The 17,670-nt window shown below is 39.7% G+C and carries 13 protein-coding genes; 10 read left to right on the top strand and 3 right to left on the bottom strand.

The window, feature by feature from the left end:
* The first annotated feature begins 5 nt into the window (after positions 1–5).
* The 9 genes from NXS00_RS05650 (at position 6) to NXS00_RS05610 (ending at position 9,989) form a co-directional block, all read left to right on the top strand.
* Positions 6–383: a hypothetical protein gene (locus NXS00_RS05650; protein WP_258098145.1), complete on the top strand. Its 378-nt coding sequence runs from the start codon at positions 6–8 to the stop codon at positions 381–383.
* The gene (gene murD, locus NXS00_RS05645) at positions 380–1,759 is read left to right on the top strand and encodes a UDP-N-acetylmuramoyl-L-alanine--D-glutamate ligase (protein WP_258098144.1); all 1,380 of its coding nucleotides are present in this window, start codon (positions 380–382) and stop codon (positions 1,757–1,759) included. Before NXS00_RS05650 ends, murD begins: the two co-directional genes overlap by 4 nt.
* Positions 1,756–2,928, top strand: coding sequence for an FtsW/RodA/SpoVE family cell cycle protein (locus tag NXS00_RS05640; protein ID WP_258098143.1), 1,173 nt, complete (start codon positions 1,756–1,758; stop codon positions 2,926–2,928). Before murD ends, NXS00_RS05640 begins: the two co-directional genes overlap by 4 nt.
* Complete coding sequence (gene murG / locus NXS00_RS05635) at positions 2,928–4,034, top strand: undecaprenyldiphospho-muramoylpentapeptide beta-N-acetylglucosaminyltransferase (protein ID WP_258098449.1); 1,107 nt, start codon at positions 2,928–2,930, stop codon at positions 4,032–4,034. The genes NXS00_RS05640 and murG overlap by 1 nt, the downstream gene beginning before the upstream one ends.
* Positions 4,031–5,416 (top strand): UDP-N-acetylmuramate--L-alanine ligase, encoded by a 1,386-nt coding sequence (gene murC / locus NXS00_RS05630; protein WP_258098142.1) that lies wholly within the window; start codon positions 4,031–4,033, stop codon positions 5,414–5,416. The genes murG and murC overlap by 4 nt, the downstream gene beginning before the upstream one ends.
* Complete coding sequence (locus NXS00_RS05625) at positions 5,406–6,161, top strand: cell division protein FtsQ/DivIB (protein WP_258098141.1); 756 nt, start codon at positions 5,406–5,408, stop codon at positions 6,159–6,161. The genes murC and NXS00_RS05625 overlap by 11 nt, the downstream gene beginning before the upstream one ends.
* Positions 6,162–6,271: 110 nt before the next feature.
* A complete protein-coding gene (gene ftsA / locus NXS00_RS05620; RefSeq protein ID WP_258098140.1) occupies positions 6,272–7,570 on the top strand; it encodes a cell division protein FtsA in 1,299 nt (432 codons plus the stop codon).
* A gap of 87 nt (positions 7,571–7,657) precedes the next feature.
* The gene (gene ftsZ / locus NXS00_RS05615) at positions 7,658–9,298 is read left to right on the top strand and encodes a cell division protein FtsZ (RefSeq protein ID WP_258098139.1); all 1,641 of its coding nucleotides are present in this window, start codon (positions 7,658–7,660) and stop codon (positions 9,296–9,298) included.
* 394 nt (positions 9,299–9,692) lie between these two features.
* Positions 9,693–9,989, top strand: a complete 297-nt coding sequence (locus NXS00_RS05610) for a hypothetical protein (RefSeq protein ID WP_258098138.1) — start codon at positions 9,693–9,695, stop codon at positions 9,987–9,989.
* Between the two features lie 54 nt (positions 9,990–10,043).
* Here the strand turns inward: NXS00_RS05610 and NXS00_RS05605 are convergent, their stop codons facing one another.
* The 3 genes from NXS00_RS05605 to NXS00_RS05595 all read right to left on the bottom strand — a co-directional run bounded on the left by NXS00_RS05605 (position 10,044) and on the right by NXS00_RS05595 (position 14,178).
* Complete coding sequence (locus NXS00_RS05605; protein WP_258098137.1) at positions 10,044–12,386, bottom strand: hybrid sensor histidine kinase/response regulator; 2,343 nt, start codon at positions 12,384–12,386, stop codon at positions 10,044–10,046.
* Between the two features lie 152 nt (positions 12,387–12,538).
* Positions 12,539–12,988: a DUF1572 family protein gene (locus NXS00_RS05600; protein ID WP_258098136.1), complete on the bottom strand. Its 450-nt coding sequence runs from the start codon at positions 12,986–12,988 to the stop codon at positions 12,539–12,541.
* A 50-nt stretch (positions 12,989–13,038) separates the two neighbouring features.
* Positions 13,039–14,178, bottom strand: coding sequence for a cystathionine gamma-synthase (locus tag NXS00_RS05595; RefSeq protein ID WP_258098135.1), 1,140 nt, complete (start codon positions 14,176–14,178; stop codon positions 13,039–13,041).
* Positions 14,179–14,755: 577 nt separating this feature from the next.
* Between NXS00_RS05595 and NXS00_RS05590 the strand changes: the two genes are divergently transcribed.
* A complete protein-coding gene (locus tag NXS00_RS05590; protein ID WP_258098134.1) occupies positions 14,756–17,662 on the top strand; it encodes a hybrid sensor histidine kinase/response regulator transcription factor in 2,907 nt (968 codons plus the stop codon).
* The last annotated feature ends 8 nt before the right edge of the window (positions 17,663–17,670 follow it).

Genomic DNA, 17,670 nt, shown 5'->3' with positions numbered 1-17,670 from the left:
CTAATATGACACTTGAACAACTCTCTAATCTCAACGAAAAATTCCAGAACAAGGCTTCTCAGCTAGCGGACTTGTTGCCTGGTAGCAATTTGCTTGCTTTCTCTTCGGCTATCATGCGTAGCTCGCAGAAGATGGACAAGATCTTGCATAAAGTGTTGAGTGCAAAAGGGCAGATCAGTTTTTACAACCAGATGGATGCATTGGAAGAGGAGATGGATGAGTTGATCTACATGATTGACAAACTGGATGATGCCAACAGAAAAAGACAAATACCTATGATCACAGATTTTGTGAAAAAAGGATACGAACTACTTTCTCTTTATTCGATCTGTTGTGATCAGATTATTGAGAAGAAAATGAAAAACGAGGATAAGCTAGATTGAGTAAGATCATCACCATATTAGGAGCAGGCGAAAGCGGTATCGGTGCGGCCATTTTAGGCAAGAAGCAAGGATACTCCGTTTTCTTGTCAGATGCGGGTCGCATTGCTGATGACAGGAAAGCTACGCTCGATTCATATGGTGTGGAATACGAGGATGGTGGTCATTCGGTGGATCGAATTTTAGAGAGTGATGAGATCATCAAGAGTCCTGGTATTCCTGATAAAGTGTCTTTAATTCAACAAGCTATAGCAAAAGATATTCCTGTGATTTCTGAAATCGAATTTGCTTACCGGTACATTCCGGAAGGAGCAAAGGTGATTGCAATTACAGGTACTAACGGCAAGACTACTACTACTTTATTAACTCACCACTTGCTTAAAAAAGCTGGTTACAAAGTCGCTTTGGGTGGTAATGTAGGAATTAGTTTGGCCAAACTGGTTGCTGAAGGCGGATACGACTATTATGTTGTAGAAGTGAGCAGTTTCCAGCTGGATGGTATTGTGAAGTTCAAGCCAGATGTGGCAGTACTTCTGAATATCACACCAGACCATTTGGATCGATATGATTATGATTTTCAAAAGTATGTGGCTTCTAAGTTCAAGATCACAGAAAATCTTAGTCATGAAGAAGCATTTGTATACTGTGCAGATAGCGAACCTATCACACAGGAAGTAGCAAAGCGCAAGATTGATGCAAGCTTATTTGCTGTGTCAACTACCAAAGATCCAAGATGGCAAGCTTATATGGAGAACGATCATTTGATCTTCGACTATAAGTACAAACAAAAGAGTAAGAAGCATCAAATACCAGTAGCAGAGATTTCTCTAATTGGCAAACATAATATGATCAACTCCATGTCAGCTACGCTGGCAGCGTTGAACCTGGAGGTTTCTATTCAGGATGTAATGCACGGGTTGAAGACTTTCGTCAATGCACCGCATCGTTTAGAGCCATGTGGTGAGCTGGATGGCGTGCAGTTTATCAATGATTCCAAAGCAACCAATGTAGATGCAGTGTATTATGCATTGGATGGTGTGAAGGCTGATATCATTTGGATAGCAGGAGGAATTGATAAAGGAAACGAATACGAGCAGATCGAGGCTTTGGTAAAGTCTAAAGTGAAAGGTCTTGTTTGTTTAGGAGTTGACAATGAAAAGATCAAGACATTCTTCTCAGGAAGTTTGAAAGAAATAAAAGAAACAACATCGACGGTTGAGGCAGTGAAAATGGCTGCTGATATGGCGAAAGATGGACAGGTAGTATTGCTATCTCCAGCTTGTGCCAGTTTCGATCTGTTTCGCAATTATGAGGATAGAGGGGATCAGTTCAGAAGAGCTGTGCAGGAATTAATAGGAACTAAAAAAGAAAGCGTATGAATACTGTAAAGGAATGGGCTTACAGAAATTTGAAAGGTGATCCAGTGATCTGGTTCATCGTGTTTTTGCTTTCGGTACTCAGCGTTTTGGTGGTGTATAGCTCTACAGGGAGTTTGGCCTACAAAATGATGGGTGGGAATACAGAATATTACTTATTCAAGCACTCTACCTTGGTTCTCCTTAGTTTGGGAGCTATGTGGATAGCGCATAAGATTGATTACAGATATTATTCGAAGATTTCTCGATTTGCTTTGTGGCTGTCAGTGCCATTGTTGCTGTTGACATTGTTTTATGGAAATGAGACCAATGGAGCATCTAGATGGTTACCAATTCCAATCATCAACTTGGCATTTCAACCTTCAGATTTAGCCAATCTGGCGCTCTTAGTGACAGTGACAAGTATGCTATCGAAGAGACAAAAAAGTATTGATGATTTTCAAAAGGCAATCGTTCCAGTATTGATTTGGATTGGTTTGATTTGCGGCCTTATTGCAATGACCAATATTTCATCAGCAGTGTTGTTATTCTCTACTTGTATGTTGATGTTGTTCATTGGTCGTGTGCCTGTGAAATACCTCGCTATGCTAATGATCATCGGAGTAATAGCTGGTGGAGCTGCGATGGCATTGGGTCAGAGAGCTGGAACAGCACTAAGCAGGGTAGAGAGCTTCTTCAATAATGAAGAAATTCCATTCCAGGCTAAGCAAGCAAACATTGCTATTGCAACTGGTGGATTGATTGGGAAAGGTCCTGGTCAGAGCGATCAAAGAAATTATTTACCATCAGCTTATGCTGACTTTGTGTTTGCAATCATTTTGGAAGAATATGGCATGATAGGAGGTATCATGGTTTTGATACTTTACCTCGCTTTGCTGTATCGTGGAATGAAAGCTGCATCGGAAAGTGATCGGGCTTATGGTGGTTTGTTATCAGCAGGATTGTCATTTGCCCTGGTGATGCAGGCTATGGTAAATATGGGGGTTGCTGTAGGTCTTGGACCGATCACAGGATTGCCGTTACCATTGATTAGTATGGGGGGAACCTCGCAGTTATTCACTGGACTAGCCTTAGGAATTATTCTAAGTGTAAGCCGAGGAGAAATTGACGATAATATTGGTGCTACAACCACCAATTCATTTAATAAAGAACGAATTAAAGAAGCAGCGTAATCGAAAAGCAAAAGACATATCGGATAATGATTAGCGGTGGCGGTACTGGAGGGCATATCTATCCAGCGATCTCTATTGCTCAGTCTTTGCAAGAAATGCTACAGGACGTGGAAATTCTTTTTGTCGGTGCAAAAGGCAAAATGGAGATGACCAAAGTTCCTGAAGCCGGTTTCGAAATCGTTGGATTGAATATCGCTGGAATTCAAAGAAGTCTTTCAGCTAAAAACTTACTCTTCCCATTCAAGCTGATGGATAGTTTGGCGAGTGCTTACAAGCTCGTTGCTAATTTCAAACCTGATGCAGTAATTGGTGTGGGAGGATATGCAAGTGGTCCATTGTTGTATGCGGCTACTTCTAAAAAGATTCCTTCGTTGGTGCAGGAACAAAACTCATATGCTGGTTTAACCAATAAGTTACTGGCTAAGCGTGTGAACAAGATTTGTGTTGCTCATGAAGGTATGGAAAAGTATTTCCCTGCAGAAAAACTGGTGGTAACGGGTAATCCGGTTAGAAAGACCATTCTGTTGAGAGATAGTTTGAAAAATGAAGCTCATCGGTTTTTTGGTTTTGACCCTGCGAAGAAAACCATCCTAATAGTAGGTGGTAGCCTTGGTGCGAGATCAATGAATGAAATGATTTTGGCTGGCTATGAAGAGCTAGCTAATTCTCCATATCAGGTGATCTGGCAAACTGGAGGGTTTTATTTTGAGGAAATGAAAAGACGGATTCCTCGTGAATCTAAGAACATTGTGATCAAGGACTTTGTGCGTGAAATGAACTTCGCTTATTCATTAGCTGATGTAGTGATTTCTCGTGCAGGAGCTTTGTCTATTGCTGAACTTATGCTAACTGGTAAAGCATCGATACTGGTGCCTAGTCCGAATGTTGCTGAAGATCACCAAACTATCAATGCGATGGCTTTGGTAGAGCGTAATGCAGCGGTTTTAGTTAAGGATAGCGATGGAATGGAACAGTTGTTACCAACTGTTATGGAGCTCATCGAAGATGAGTCAAGAAAAGAGACTTTAAGTAAGAACATCAAGAGCATGTCTCACCCTGATGCTTCTAAAGATATTGCAAACGAAATTATCAAACTGATCGCATGAGACTGGAAGATATAAAGAACGTCTATTTTGTTGGGATCGGTGGGATTGGCATGAGTGCTATCGCTCGTTGGTTCAACAAGCGGGGCGCAAAAGTGGGTGGATATGATCGTGTAGAGACCAATTTGACCACCAGACTTTCCCTGGAAGGTATGTGGATTCACTATGAGGATAGTAGAAAAGATATTCCAAAGCATTTCTTGAATAGAGAAGATACTTTGGTGATCTACACACCTGCTATTCCAGAGAAGCACGGAGAGCTCAAGTTTTTCAGAAACAAAAAGTTTGATGTTCGTAAGCGAGCTGAAGTATTAGGTATCATCTCGATGGATCATTTCACCATCGCGATAGGAGGAACACATGGTAAAACCACTACGTCTTCTATGGTAGCTCACATGCTTCAGTATCATGAGAAGAAATGTTCTGCTTTCATCGGAGGTATCATGAGTAATTATGAGACCAACCTGTTGATTGGAGATAAAGATGCACCAGTTGTAGTAGAAGCCGATGAGTTTGATCGTTCGTTCCATTGGTTGATGCCGAATTACACGGTGGTAACTTCCGTAGATCCGGATCACCTGGATATCTATGGTGATGAAATGGAGATGCGAAAGGCATTTGGTCAGTTCTTGCAGCAATCAGGTGAAGAAGGAAAAACGCTTGTTCATTACAAAGCTGCAGAAAAGGTAAATACACATTTAGAGCACTTATACTATACCTACGGTATGGAGGGTGGTGATATTCGTGCGCATGCCTTGAGAGCTGTAAATGGAATTTTCATTTTCAACTATCATGGCTCCAGAACAATAAAAGATATCAATCTTTTGGTGCCTGGATTCCATAACGTGGAGAACGCACTAGCTGCAATTACAGTGGCTATAGATATGGGAATGGACTCTGAGTCGATCAAAGAGGCAATGAAGTCTTACCGTGGAGTAAAAAGAAGATTCGAATACATCATTAAGAGTGAGAAATTCATCTTCATTGATGATTATGCACATCATCCTGAGGAGATCAGAGCATTCTTGAGATCGGTTAAAGCATTGTTCCCTAAGAAGAAATTGACGGCTGTATTCCAACCGCATTTATTCTCTAGAACAAGAGATTTTCAAGCTGGATTTGCAGATAGCTTGATGCTTGCGGATGAGCTGATCCTGTTGGATATCTATCCCGCGAGAGAAGAGCCAATTCCAGGTGTGACTTCTGAAAACATCTTTAATAAAGTGTTCATTCAGAACAAACACCTGATTAAGAAGGATGAGTTGATGGATACACTGAAGTCGCTGGATGTGGAATTGCTGGTAACTATTGGTGCCGGAGATATAGATAAAGAAGTACCTAGAATTAAAGAATACTACGAATACAAGTTGAAGCGTGAAGCGTGATATAAAAACCATATTGTTTTTCTCAATTGCTGCTGCTGTGATGGTAGTCATCATTGGTTTCACTGGAGTGAAAAACTCTGGCAAACCTGTGAATGATGTATTGGTGAAAATCCAGGATCAGAATGGAGACTATTTCACTGATCAGATGGAGATTATTTCCTTGATGAATGCAGGAAGTACTGACTATGTATTGGGTCAATCTATAGAGCATCTGGATTTGAAAATGTTGGAGCAGCGAGTAGAGTCCAATCCATTTGTGAAGGAAGCTCAGATCTATCGTGACATTAAAGGGAATTTGATAGTTAAGGTAGAGCAGGCAAGACCAATTGCTAGAATCTTCAATCCGAATGGTCCTGATCAATACATTGATGAAGATGGTCGTCTGTTGCCAGTAAATGCGAAGCATACTGCTCGTGTTCCAATTATTGAGACAGAGCGAGGATTTAGCTGGGAGAGAAGCCTTACGGAGACGGATTATGGTAATGACATTCTTGCATTGCTCAACTATATCGAAAAGGATAAATTCTGGAGTGCGCAAATCGCTCAGGTAGTTATTGAAAAAGATGGTCAATTGAAGCTATTGCCTCAAGTAACCAAGCAAGAAATCATTTTTGGAATGCCAGATGATCTGGATTCCAAGTTTAAAAAATTAATGGTCTTCTATAAGGAGATCTTGCCAAACAAAGGATGGAATACCTATGAGTTGGTGAATGTGAAATTTGAAAATCAAATCGTCTGTGAATAAATACTTAGTTCATACCATTACGTCAGTAGTCAACAGCTCCAAAGTCATGTGTCGGAATCGTTATAGACTATTGAATATTAACTATGAACTGAGAAAAACTGCTTAGTAAAATGGAAGACAAAATCATCGTCGGTCTCGATATAGGGACCACCAAGATTTGCGTCATTGTTGGGCGCAAAAACGAGTTCGGAAAGCTCGAGGTGTTGGGGATGGGTAAAGCCGTTTCTGATGGAGTAATCCGAGGTATCGTAACCAATATTGATAAAACGGTAAACGCAATCGAAAAAGCGGTTAACGAAGCGTCTGAGCAATCAGGGATTGATATTCGTGTCGTTAACGTGGGTATTGCAGGTCAGCACATTCGCAGTGCCATTCATCATGGATCTATCACTCGTGAGAGCAATGATGAAATCACTGTAGAGGATGTGAATCGACTGAATAACGATATGTATCGCATAGTGATTCCTCCTGGGAGTGAGATCATTCACGTGATGCCACAAGATTATATCATCGACTATGAAGATGGTATCAAGGATCCAGTAGGTATGTCTGGTGTGAAAATGGAAGCCGATTTCCATATCATCACAGCTCAAACCAATGCGATCAATAACATTAACAAATGTGTACGAAGAGCAGGGTTGGAGATTGAGAATCTGATCCTCGAGCCACTTGCTTCCAGCTTAGCTGTGTTGAGCGATGAGGAGAAAGAAGCGGGAGTATGTCTGGTAGATATTGGTGGTGGTACTACTGATATCGCGGTATTCTATGATAATATCATTCGTCACACTGCAGTGATTCCATTTGGTGGTAACATCATTACATCTGATATCAAACAAGGATGTATGGTGATGGAGCATCAGGCCGAATTGCTGAAAACGAAATTTGGAAGAGCTATCTCAGAAGAGGCTAATCCAAATGAGATCGTGTCAATTCCAGGTTTGAGAAATAGACCTCCAAAAGAGATTTCTGTGAAGAACCTTGCGCACGTAATAGAGGCAAGAATGGAAGAGATCATCGAGATGGTTCACACGGAGATCATTACTTCAGGATATCACAAGAAGCTTGCAGCTGGTATTGTGGTAACTGGAGGTGGATCACAGTTGACCAACTTGCAGCAGTTGTTTGAATACATGACTGGTTTAGATACCAGAATTGGATATCCAAACGAGCACCTTGGTAAGAGTAAGGTTGACTCTGTGAAGAGCCCAATGTACGCGACTTCTGTTGGTTTGGTATTGTCAGGATTCAGAGCAATCGATATCCGCGAAGACAGATACAATGAGCGTGCTTCATTGAAAAACAACAACAGAAAAGGTGGTTCTAAGCAAGGAGCGAAGTTCTTCCAAAACATATTAGAGAAAACGAAGGGTCTTCTTATCGACGACCTGGATGATGAAAAAGACTACTAATAAGTAATAAAGATATAGTTGGAGGCTTGCCACCAGCGAAAATTAAATAATTGTTTAACTGAGGATTTACATAAAAAACCAAACGTCATGGCAGAAAATATGTACAAATTCGATTTACCCTCACACCACAAATCCATTATTAAGGTAGTAGGTGTTGGAGGAGGAGGCAGCAATGCTGTCAACCACATGTATAACCTTGGGATCAAGGATGTAGAGTTCGTAGTTTGTAATACGGACATTCAGGCACTAGAAACTAGTCCAGTGCCTAACAAATTGCAACTGGGAGTTAATCTTACCAGTGGGCTTGGAGCTGGTGCGAATCCTGAAAAAGGAAAGCACGCTGCACTAGAGTCTAAGGAAGAAATCAGAGAAATGCTTTCTGAGGATACCAAGATGGTGTTTATCACTGCGGGTATGGGTGGTGGTACTGGTACAGGTGCCGCTCCAGTTATCGCAGAGGTAGCTAAAGAGATGGATATCCTGACAGTTGGTATAGTCACTGCGCCCTTCGTATTTGAAGGTCGTAAGAAGATGAAAGCTGCCAACGAGGGTATCGCTGAGCTGAAGGCAAACTGTGATACGGTACTTGTCATCTTGAATGATAAGTTACGCGAGATTTTCGGTAACCTGGCTATTAGAGAGGCATTCGCACAAGCGGATAACGTTTTGACTACTGCTGCTAAGGGCATTGCGGAGATCATTACGGTGTCTGGTTATGTAAACGTCGATTTTGAAGATGTTAAAACCGTAATGAAGAATGCTGGAGCTGCAGTAATGGGCTCTGCACAGACTTACGGTGAAAACAGGGCAAGAAGAGCTGCTGAAGAAGCATTGAACTCTCCTTTGCTTAACAATCAAAACATTACAGGAGCTGAGAAAATCCTTCTTTCTATCATGTCAGGTGAGGATGCTGAGCTTCAAATGGATGAATTGGCAGATATCACTGATTACATGCAAGAATTTGCTGGTGATGAAGCTGAGGTGATCTTCGGTCACGGTGTAGATCCAAATCTTGGTGAAAACATTCGTGTAACTGTCATCGCAACTGGTTTTGATAACAGCGATGAGATTAAGCCAATTAAGAAGCCAGAATCTGTTTCTACGCCTTCTCCAACTGAAACCAAAAGAGTTTTTGATTTGGAGTCTTCTAGACAAATCAAATTGTTTGATGTAACAAACAACAACAGACGAGATGAGGATGAAGAAGATGAGAAGGAGTACAAATCATCTATCAGAAACCAGAAGTCTGATGAGGAAGAAGAGGAGAAAGATGAATTGCGCTATGATTTTTTGAAAAGAGAGATCAGAAAGGCAGTTGAAGAAGAGGATGAGGAAGAAGAGAACGAGTTTGAGTTCGATTTAGGAAGTGATTACGAGGTGTTTGATGATGTAGAGGAAGAAGAGGAGATGAACACTCCTGTAGAGCCTCAGAAGTCTCATTTCGATCCATTCTCTATCGAAAACATTACTGCAGGTCATTCTGCCTCTAAAAAGATGGAATTGATGGAGCAAAGAAGAAAACGTGAAGAGATGCTGGAAGGTACTCAACGCGAAGAGATTGCTACCAAAAATTATAAAGAGAGATTTGATGTGCCAGCGTATGAGCGCAAGCAGGTGACTTTTTCGAAAGTGCCTCATAGTTCAGAGCGAAACATTTCAAAATTTAATTTAACAGACGAAAATCAGATACTGGGTAACAACAAGTATCTACACGATAATGTGGATTAATTCACTGAGTTGACCCAAATTATGCAAAGAGCATAATTTGCCCAGAGGGCTGACGAAAGCTTTGCTTTGTCAGGGTTACCCTGACAAATAATTCTAGAATAAAGAATTATTTCGTCATTATTCAATAGAAAATCAGGTCTACTATTCTGAAGTATTCTATTGAATAATCCGGGTTGAAATTATCGGTGAGTAGCCTATTCTAAACCTGAAAAGGTGATGGGATTGGTATCTCTAATCCGCTAAGATTAAGCAGTATTTCTGCACATGACGGAGGGCGCATGGTATTTACCAGCGCTCTTTTTTTTGCTCTAAAATGGAGAATGAGTTAAAAAATATTTCTTTTGATTACTCATTTTATTAAACTTGGTACTTGAATAATCGAATAGGTTAGAATATGAAAAATCCGCTAGCAGGTATTATCAGAATGTTTCAGCCGAAATACTCGGTAATTGTGAATATGTACCATGTAATTCCTGGAACTCCTGTTAAGAAGTTTGAACACCGACATGATTTTGGTAAAGGGGAGTATGATCAGGCTTCTATGTTTTACCATAAAGTAGTGAAAAAACATACTACGTTGGGTTTTCCGAATACGGAAATAGAACTTATTAAAGGAAAAAAGACGATCGTTGAGAGAAAAATTTTCGGTCCAGTTGATGTAGTAAAGACCTTAAATGTGAAAAGCGCCTAAGCTAACACACTGAAAAGAATATAAGAACTCCTTCATTTCTATGAAGGAGTTTTTTTATTGCTCTTTATTGATATACTCTACTATGATTTTGTGGAGTTGGTCTGCGTTAAATGGTTTTGTCATTAGGTCATTCATTCCTACTCTTAGGGCTTCTTCTCTTACTTCTGGTAATACATCAGCAGTTAAAGCGATTATTGGAATATGTTTCACATCACCTGGCATTTGTCTGATTGCTTCTGCTGCCTGATATCCATTCATAATCGGCATTTGGATGTCCATTAGGATCAAGTCAAACGGATTCATCATCACTTGATCAAGAGCTTGTTCACCATTATCAGCAAAGGCTACTTCACAGTTCCATTTTTTCAAGAACTTAGCAGCAACAATCTGATTGATCTGGTTGTCTTCAACTAATAGGATTTTCGTTCCATCCAGTTGAGTTGCTTCACCTTTCTGATCATTGACGTTAGTGTTTTTGACTTCAGCTTTGTTAAATACGACTTCAAAATAGAATGTTGACCCTGTACCTAGTTCACTTTCAGCTACCAGATCACTTCCTACCAGTTGAAGGAGTTTCTTGGATATGGACAAGCCAAGTCCCGTTCCAGATAGGGTGTTGTGGGATTGATCGTGAACCTGCGTAAACCGATCAAAGATTTTATCAATATTCCCTTTCGCAATTCCAATTCCGGTATCCTTAACGGTGAGTTTAAGCTTAGCTTTCGATAAGGATTCATCAAGTAGCTCTACTTTAAGCTCTACCTGGCCATGAAGTGTAAATTTGATCGCATTACTAACAAGGTTGTTCAATATCTGACTAAGCCGAACCGGATCCCCAATTAATAGATCTGGTATTTTGTCATTGAGGTCAAGGTTAAGTCTGATCGATTTTCGTTCTGCCCGTTGGGTATAGGTGGAAACGATGTGTTGACAAACTTCTCTTAGAGAAAACTCTCTGTTGTCAAACTCTACATGTCCTTCCTCAATTTTTGAAAGGTCCAAGATGTCATTCAAGATAACCAGTAAGCTTTCACATGAGTGACGCATTAGTTTCAATGAGTCAATCTGATCTTCTCTTGGGTTTTCTTCCAGGAGGTAGTCAATAGTTCCGCTAAGTCCGTTCATTGGTGTGCGGATTTCATGACTCATGGTGGAAAGGAAGTCTGCCTTGCTTTTGGATGCTTGCTCTGCCTTTTCTTTGGCATTCATCAATTCATCTTCATAGCGTTTCCTATCAGAAATATCTCGTATGAAGGAGGTGAAAATGACTTCCCCATCTACTTTGTTGGCAACTATGGAAAGTTCTAATGGAACCAAATTTCCATGTTTGGTTATTCCAACATCTTCTATTCTTCTATTGAGAAACTTATGTCGGCCAACTTTTAAATAATAGTTTAGTCCTCTTTCGTGCTCCTCACGTTTGTCTTCTGGGACGATACACTCTGCTAGAGACTTGCCAATCACTTCTTCGGACTTCCACTTGAAGATGGTTTCCGCTTGATTGTTCCAAAACGTAATTCGACCACTGCTATCCATTAGAACCACTGCATCCATCGCATTTTCAATGATGCGATTTAGTCGATCTACGTTTTCTTCATTGGCTCTTTGGATTTTCTCCTTTGCTTCTATCTCACTAAGAAGTCTGGCATTAGCTTCTTCCAATTTGCTAGTCTTCTCAATTAGCACAGTTTCTATTTGAGTTCTGCTGAGCATACTGAGCTGCTGCTCAGTTAGAGCTGATTCAGGTAGTATGGAGACTATAAAAGAGAAGGAGGGAAGTAGTCCATAGTTTTCGGCCATCAAACCATATGAGCTCTGGAATAGCGATTTGGTTTGTTTCTCACCTATGATGTCTTGAATGATATCATAGACTTGAGAAACTTCATATTTTATGGTTGATCGAAGATCTGATTTGCTAAGCTGACTTTCATCAAATAGATTAAATGTTAAATCAATTTTTGAATGATATTTTTCACATGCATCTAGGTGTTTTTCAGTTATGTCCGCAAATTCGGTGCAGATGTGATCCATGAGTAAATGACTCATGATCTTCTCCTGATTATTCCCGGATTCAAAGATTAACTTAAATAATTCCGAATTGGCAAGAGCTGGATATTTGATCCTAAAATGCCTACGGTATAATTCTTTGAATTTATTAGGGTTATCAGATCGGGTACTTAAGGCGCGCTCATGAAGGAGGTACAAACCCGGTAGAAATTTCCATCTTTCATCATCTGCTTTATTGATGATCAACTGAAATTTGCTTTCCAGATTTTCTCCCCAATAGACCTCTTTTCTTAGCTGATCAAATTCAACTAAGAAACTTACCACTTCCGAATGGACGTTTTCTCTAGGCTTTGTCTCTTGACCTAGAAGTTTAGAAATTAGGTTTTTCAATGGTTGCTATTATACTCTTCCTACATTCAATAAAAATTCATAATCACATGAGGGTTGATGCTCGGTGAAAAATGTGAATTTTTCATGGTTGCATGAAAAGGGTTGGTTGGTGATATGGAAATATAGAAGAATTCTTAACAATTAGGCAATAACTAGGAGTGAGCGAGCAATCTTCTATGGTAATTGACTTGTCCTAGGTGATAATTGAGATGGCCTTGTAAGTGAATTAAGAATTTTATGGTGGAAATAGGCTCTCCGAAGACTTCTAAGGGGTATTTAGATTGCAAGCTTTCAGAACTTAGTTTACCTAAAACGGTATCAATGATCTCAATAGTCGAATTTATTGATTGAATTAATTGGTGCGCCGGAACATTACGATCATTGAATTCAGCTTCACGATCTCTTACATATCCAGTGTCACCAAGTACTGCTCCAATGAAGTGTTGAAGATTACCAACTAAGTGGAGGGCCAAAGTGCCCGCCGAGTTGTTGATGCCTGTAGGAAGAAGCCAGATTTGATCTTCTGTTGGGTATTGTTCTAATTCTGTGACGAGTCTGTTTAAATCTCGGACAAACAATTCTGTGAGAGCTGATGTAGTCATATTTGTTACGTTATTTGAAATAAAAAAAGCCGCTCGAGGCGGCTTTTAGATTATCCAATTGCTTGTTTTAAGTCTTCTATTAGGTCGTCGGAATCTTCTATTCCAACTGATAATCGAATTAGTGAATCGGTCAATCCTGCTTCAAGGCGTTGTTCTTTTGGTATACTAGCATGTGTCATACTTGCAGGGTGTCCCGCAAGAGACTCTACGCCACCAAGAGATTCTGCTAATGTGAATACTCTGAGCTGTTCTAACACTTTGAAGGCAGCTTCTTGATTGTCATCTTTTAAAATAAATGACAACATACCACCGAATCGCTTCATTTGTTTTTTTGCCACTTCATGATTTGGATGATCCTCAAATCCAGGCCAATAGACTTTCTCCACCTTTGGATGGTCTTTTAAGAACCTTGCAACCTTTTCGCCATTATCACAGTGACGATCCATTCTTACGTGAAGTGTTTTGATACCTCTAAGTACCAGGAAGCTATCTTGTGGTCCAGGGATTGCGCCGGAAGAGTTCTGAATGAATCCAATTTGATCATCTATTTCTTTACTACTTGTTCCCACAAACCCCATTACAACATCTGAATGGCCAGCAATGTATTTGGTTACCGAGTGCATTACTATATCAGCACCTAAATCTATTGGGTTCTGGAGGTAAGGGCTAGCAAATGTATTGTCTACAACCGTTAAAGCATTAGCTGCTTTAGAGATTTGAACGATTGCTTCAATATCCACAATGTTCATCATTGGGTTGGTAGGTGTCTCTACCCAAACCAACTTTGTTTGTGGTGAAATTGCACCTTTCACAGCCTCTAAATCTTTCATATCTACGAACTTGAACTTCAGTCCATAGCGCTCATAGATTTTGGTGAAGATTCGATAAGTTCCTCCATAAAGGTCATTGGTGCTCACTATTTCATCGCCAGGGTTGAACATCTTCAAAATAGCATCGGTTGCCCCCATGCCAGAGCTGAAGCATCTACCATACGCAGCATTTTCCAATGCTGCCAGGTTAGCTTCTAACGCAGATCTGGTTGGGTTTTGTGTTCGTGCATATTCATATCCTTTATGCTTACCAGGTGATTCCTGAGCAAATGTGGAAGTCTGATAAATTGGAGTCATGATGGCTCCTGTAGAAGGATCTGGATGTTGCCCAGCGTGTATTGCTTTAGTCCCGAATTTCATGTGTAAGGTTTATCTTTTATCGGTCATATGAAATTCACAAAAACATTCAACAACCGATCAACATAAAACCGGTATCAAATGATGATGCTCCATTCATTTAATGTTATTCAATCCTCGTTACGTATTGAGGTAGAGCAAAGTTAGAAGAATCAATGACTTTCTATGGATTTGTCAATCGGATGACAATGGTTTATCAGGGAAATGAACCTTTCACAATTATTTAATCCCAAATTGTAAAATTTACTTTAGCAGTTGTTAGAAGTAGTTTAGATTTACAAAATCAATGAATGTTGTACGCCAATACAACAAATCGTAATTTATTTCGTAGGGTATTAGAGATTAGAAATGTTTTAAACATTAAAAATAATCTATGAAGTTGTGCAGTCAATTTTTTTGAATTAGGTTAACATTGGTTTAAACAATTTTGTAGGTGACATCCCGCTTTTGCGGGATGTTTTTTTTTGAGACCTGCCACGAATCAATAATATTTCTGATTTTAGTTGAATACCTGTTCTTCTTCTTTGTCGCCTCACTAAAATTATAGAATTTGGCAAAAAGCTTTACTAAACGCAATTAGTTGAATCGTATCCGGACTTTTTTATTGTTCACACTAGTTGGTTGGTGTTTAACCTCCACAGCCCAATCTCCTGAGGAAATTCAGATTGTTAAGCAATTCGTAAAATCCAGTCCTGATTCCGCACAGCTCTACATTGAAAGTATACAACATGGGTTAAGCAGTAATGAACGACTTCAATTATACCTGGTATTTATTGCTGATTTGCTCGATGAGGGAAGATTAGCACCAATACCAAATATTCTAGATCAGCTGCAGTTGGACTGGGAGAGTTATGCAGATTCTTCGAGATTTAGTCTTTTTGGAGCGCGATATACTTATTTCTTTCGACAGCAAGAGTTTGATTCTGCTTTTGTCATTGCAGATCAGATGCTACAGTACGCCCAGGAAGTAGAAGATGACTATGCTACATTCAATGCTTACATTAATCTTGGTGAGGTTCATGAACATGCCGGTTTGTATACTGAAGGTTTGTCTTTCTTTCAAGAAGCATTGAAAATAGCGGAAGAACTTGATGATGACTCCTTAAAAGGTATGGTTTATATCAAGTTTGGAGTGCTATATAGTTCCATTGAGAACAGTCAAATGGCTCTTGATTATAACAAATTAGCCCATGCTATTTTCGCTAAAAACAGCTCGACCAATAGGTTGATTCAGATTGATAACAATATCGGTTTAGCTTATTCTTACCTGGATCAATTTGATAGTGCTGAATATTATTTTAGAAGAGGTTTGACCTTAGCTAAACAACTCGAGTTCAACTTTGGAATGGCAATTACCAGGTTAAACCTGGGAATGAATGCTGAGCATAGTGGGCAATATCAGGAGGCAATGATCTATCTGGATAGTGCTTTTGATTTTTTCAAAGCAACCAACGATGCGTACGGTCAAGTTCTTTATTATATGAATTACTCTCGATGCCTTACGGATATTGGTAAGACAAACGAAGCGATAGTTTTAGCAGAGAAAGGGTTAATACTAGCAGAGCAGCAAAATTTATTGAACGAAATTGAAGCGCTTTCCCAGGATTTGTCTGAATTATATGCCAAAGTAGGAAATTATCGGAAGGCTTATGAAAATCAAGTCAAGCATGAGGCAGCTGCTGATAGTCTGATGAATGCTGAAAAAGAACGGGAGATGGGACGATTGGAGTCTAAATATGCCTTGGATCGATCAAAATATGTGAATCATCAGTTATCATCTCTAAATTCATCACAAGGAAAAAGTTTGAAGCTACAGCGTATGCTGACTTACTCTCTTTTAATTGGTTTCATTGCTGTGGCCATTTTACTTATCGTCATTTACAGGCTGTATCAAAAGAAAAAATATCTAGGTGAGCAGCGTGAACAAGCGTTGATAACCATTAGTCATCAAAATGATGAGCTGGAACGTACCAATAACCTGAAATCACAATTCTTTGCCAACATTAGTCATGAGCTACGTACGCCTCTTACCTTGATTCAAGGCAATGCTGATGCCATTCTGAGGATTAATAAGTTGTCTGCTGAAGCAGTAGAGCCTGCTAATAAAATCAAAGGCAATGTGAAACAAATGACATCACTGGTCAACGATTTGTTGGATTTGTCTAAGGTGGAATTGAAAAAGAATGTTGTGAATCTCAAACCGATCTATTTCGATCCATTGGTTTCGAGAATTGTAGCAGCATTCTCCTCACTTGCAGAAAGCAATCAGATTGATTTGAAATATATTTCAGATATTTCTGCTCAAACGGTAGTAGATATTGATGAAGCACAGTTTGAAAAAGTGCTGAATAACATCATCTACAATTCTTTCAAATTCGTGGGTAGTGGTGGTGAAGTTGAGGTTATTACGGTAGTAGAGGAAGCACAAGTAATTCTAAAGGTAACCGACAATGGTGCTGGTATACCTGATGCAGACATGCCCTATATTTTTGACCGATTCTATCAGGTTGGAGGTTATAATGATAGTATAAAAGGATCAGGGCTGGGTCTTGCAATCTCTCGCGAGTTGATTGAGCAAATGAATGGGCAGATTTCTGCAAATAACAATATAGATGGTGGAGCTTTGCTAAAAGTCGTTCTTCCTTTATCTGACCTTGTTCCTACAGTTCAAAATGACATAACCACGTCAGATGTTTCTGGTTCCCTTGATGTATCTGTTGAGTTTAGAGACACTTTAAAAGTGCCATCTGATACCTCTATATTGATTGTGGAGGACAACAGACTGCTGCAAGCATATCTCTCAGACATACTAGGGGATCATTTTGAGCTACACGTAGCTGATGATGGACAGCAGGCATTGGATTTGCTAAAGCAGATAAAGCCGGATTTGATTCTAACCGATGTAATGATGCCTGTGATGGATGGGTGGACCATGTTGGAAAATATTCAGTCTGATATGGCACTTTCAAAGATCCCTGTAATTGTCTTAACCGCAGTAGCAGAAAGCTCTGATAAGATCAAAGGTTTGCGATTGGGTGTAGATGATTACATTATCAAGCCATTTGAAGTGGAAGAATTGTTGATTCGGATATCTAATGTCATTAATAACCTGAGGGAGCGAATCAAATGGGCCAGGGAGTTTGAAGAAGAGCATCAGGATTTAACAGAAGAAAACCAGTTGGTCCTGAACATTCGAGATTACGTGAAGAACAATATTGGAGATCGTAAGTTAAATGTCACACAATTGGCAATGTATCTCGGTTTAAGTGAGCGACAACTTTATCGCAAAACAGCTGAGTCAGTGGGCCTGAGTCCTTCCAAATTGATTAGTGAAATTCGGCTTCAGCATGCGCGTGAATTATTGGTTTCTAGAAGGTATGACAAGTTAGCTCAAATTACCAACGAGATTGGATTGGAGTCAGCATCTTATTTTTCTAAACTTTATCAAGAAAGGTTTGGGAAAAAACCTTCTGATTATTTCTCTTAGTGTCGAAT

Source organism: Marinoscillum pacificum (assembly GCF_024714495.1).
GTDB lineage: Bacteria > Bacteroidota > Bacteroidia > Cytophagales > Cyclobacteriaceae > Marinoscillum > Marinoscillum pacificum.
This window is presented reverse-complemented; position numbering and strand designations above follow the sequence as displayed.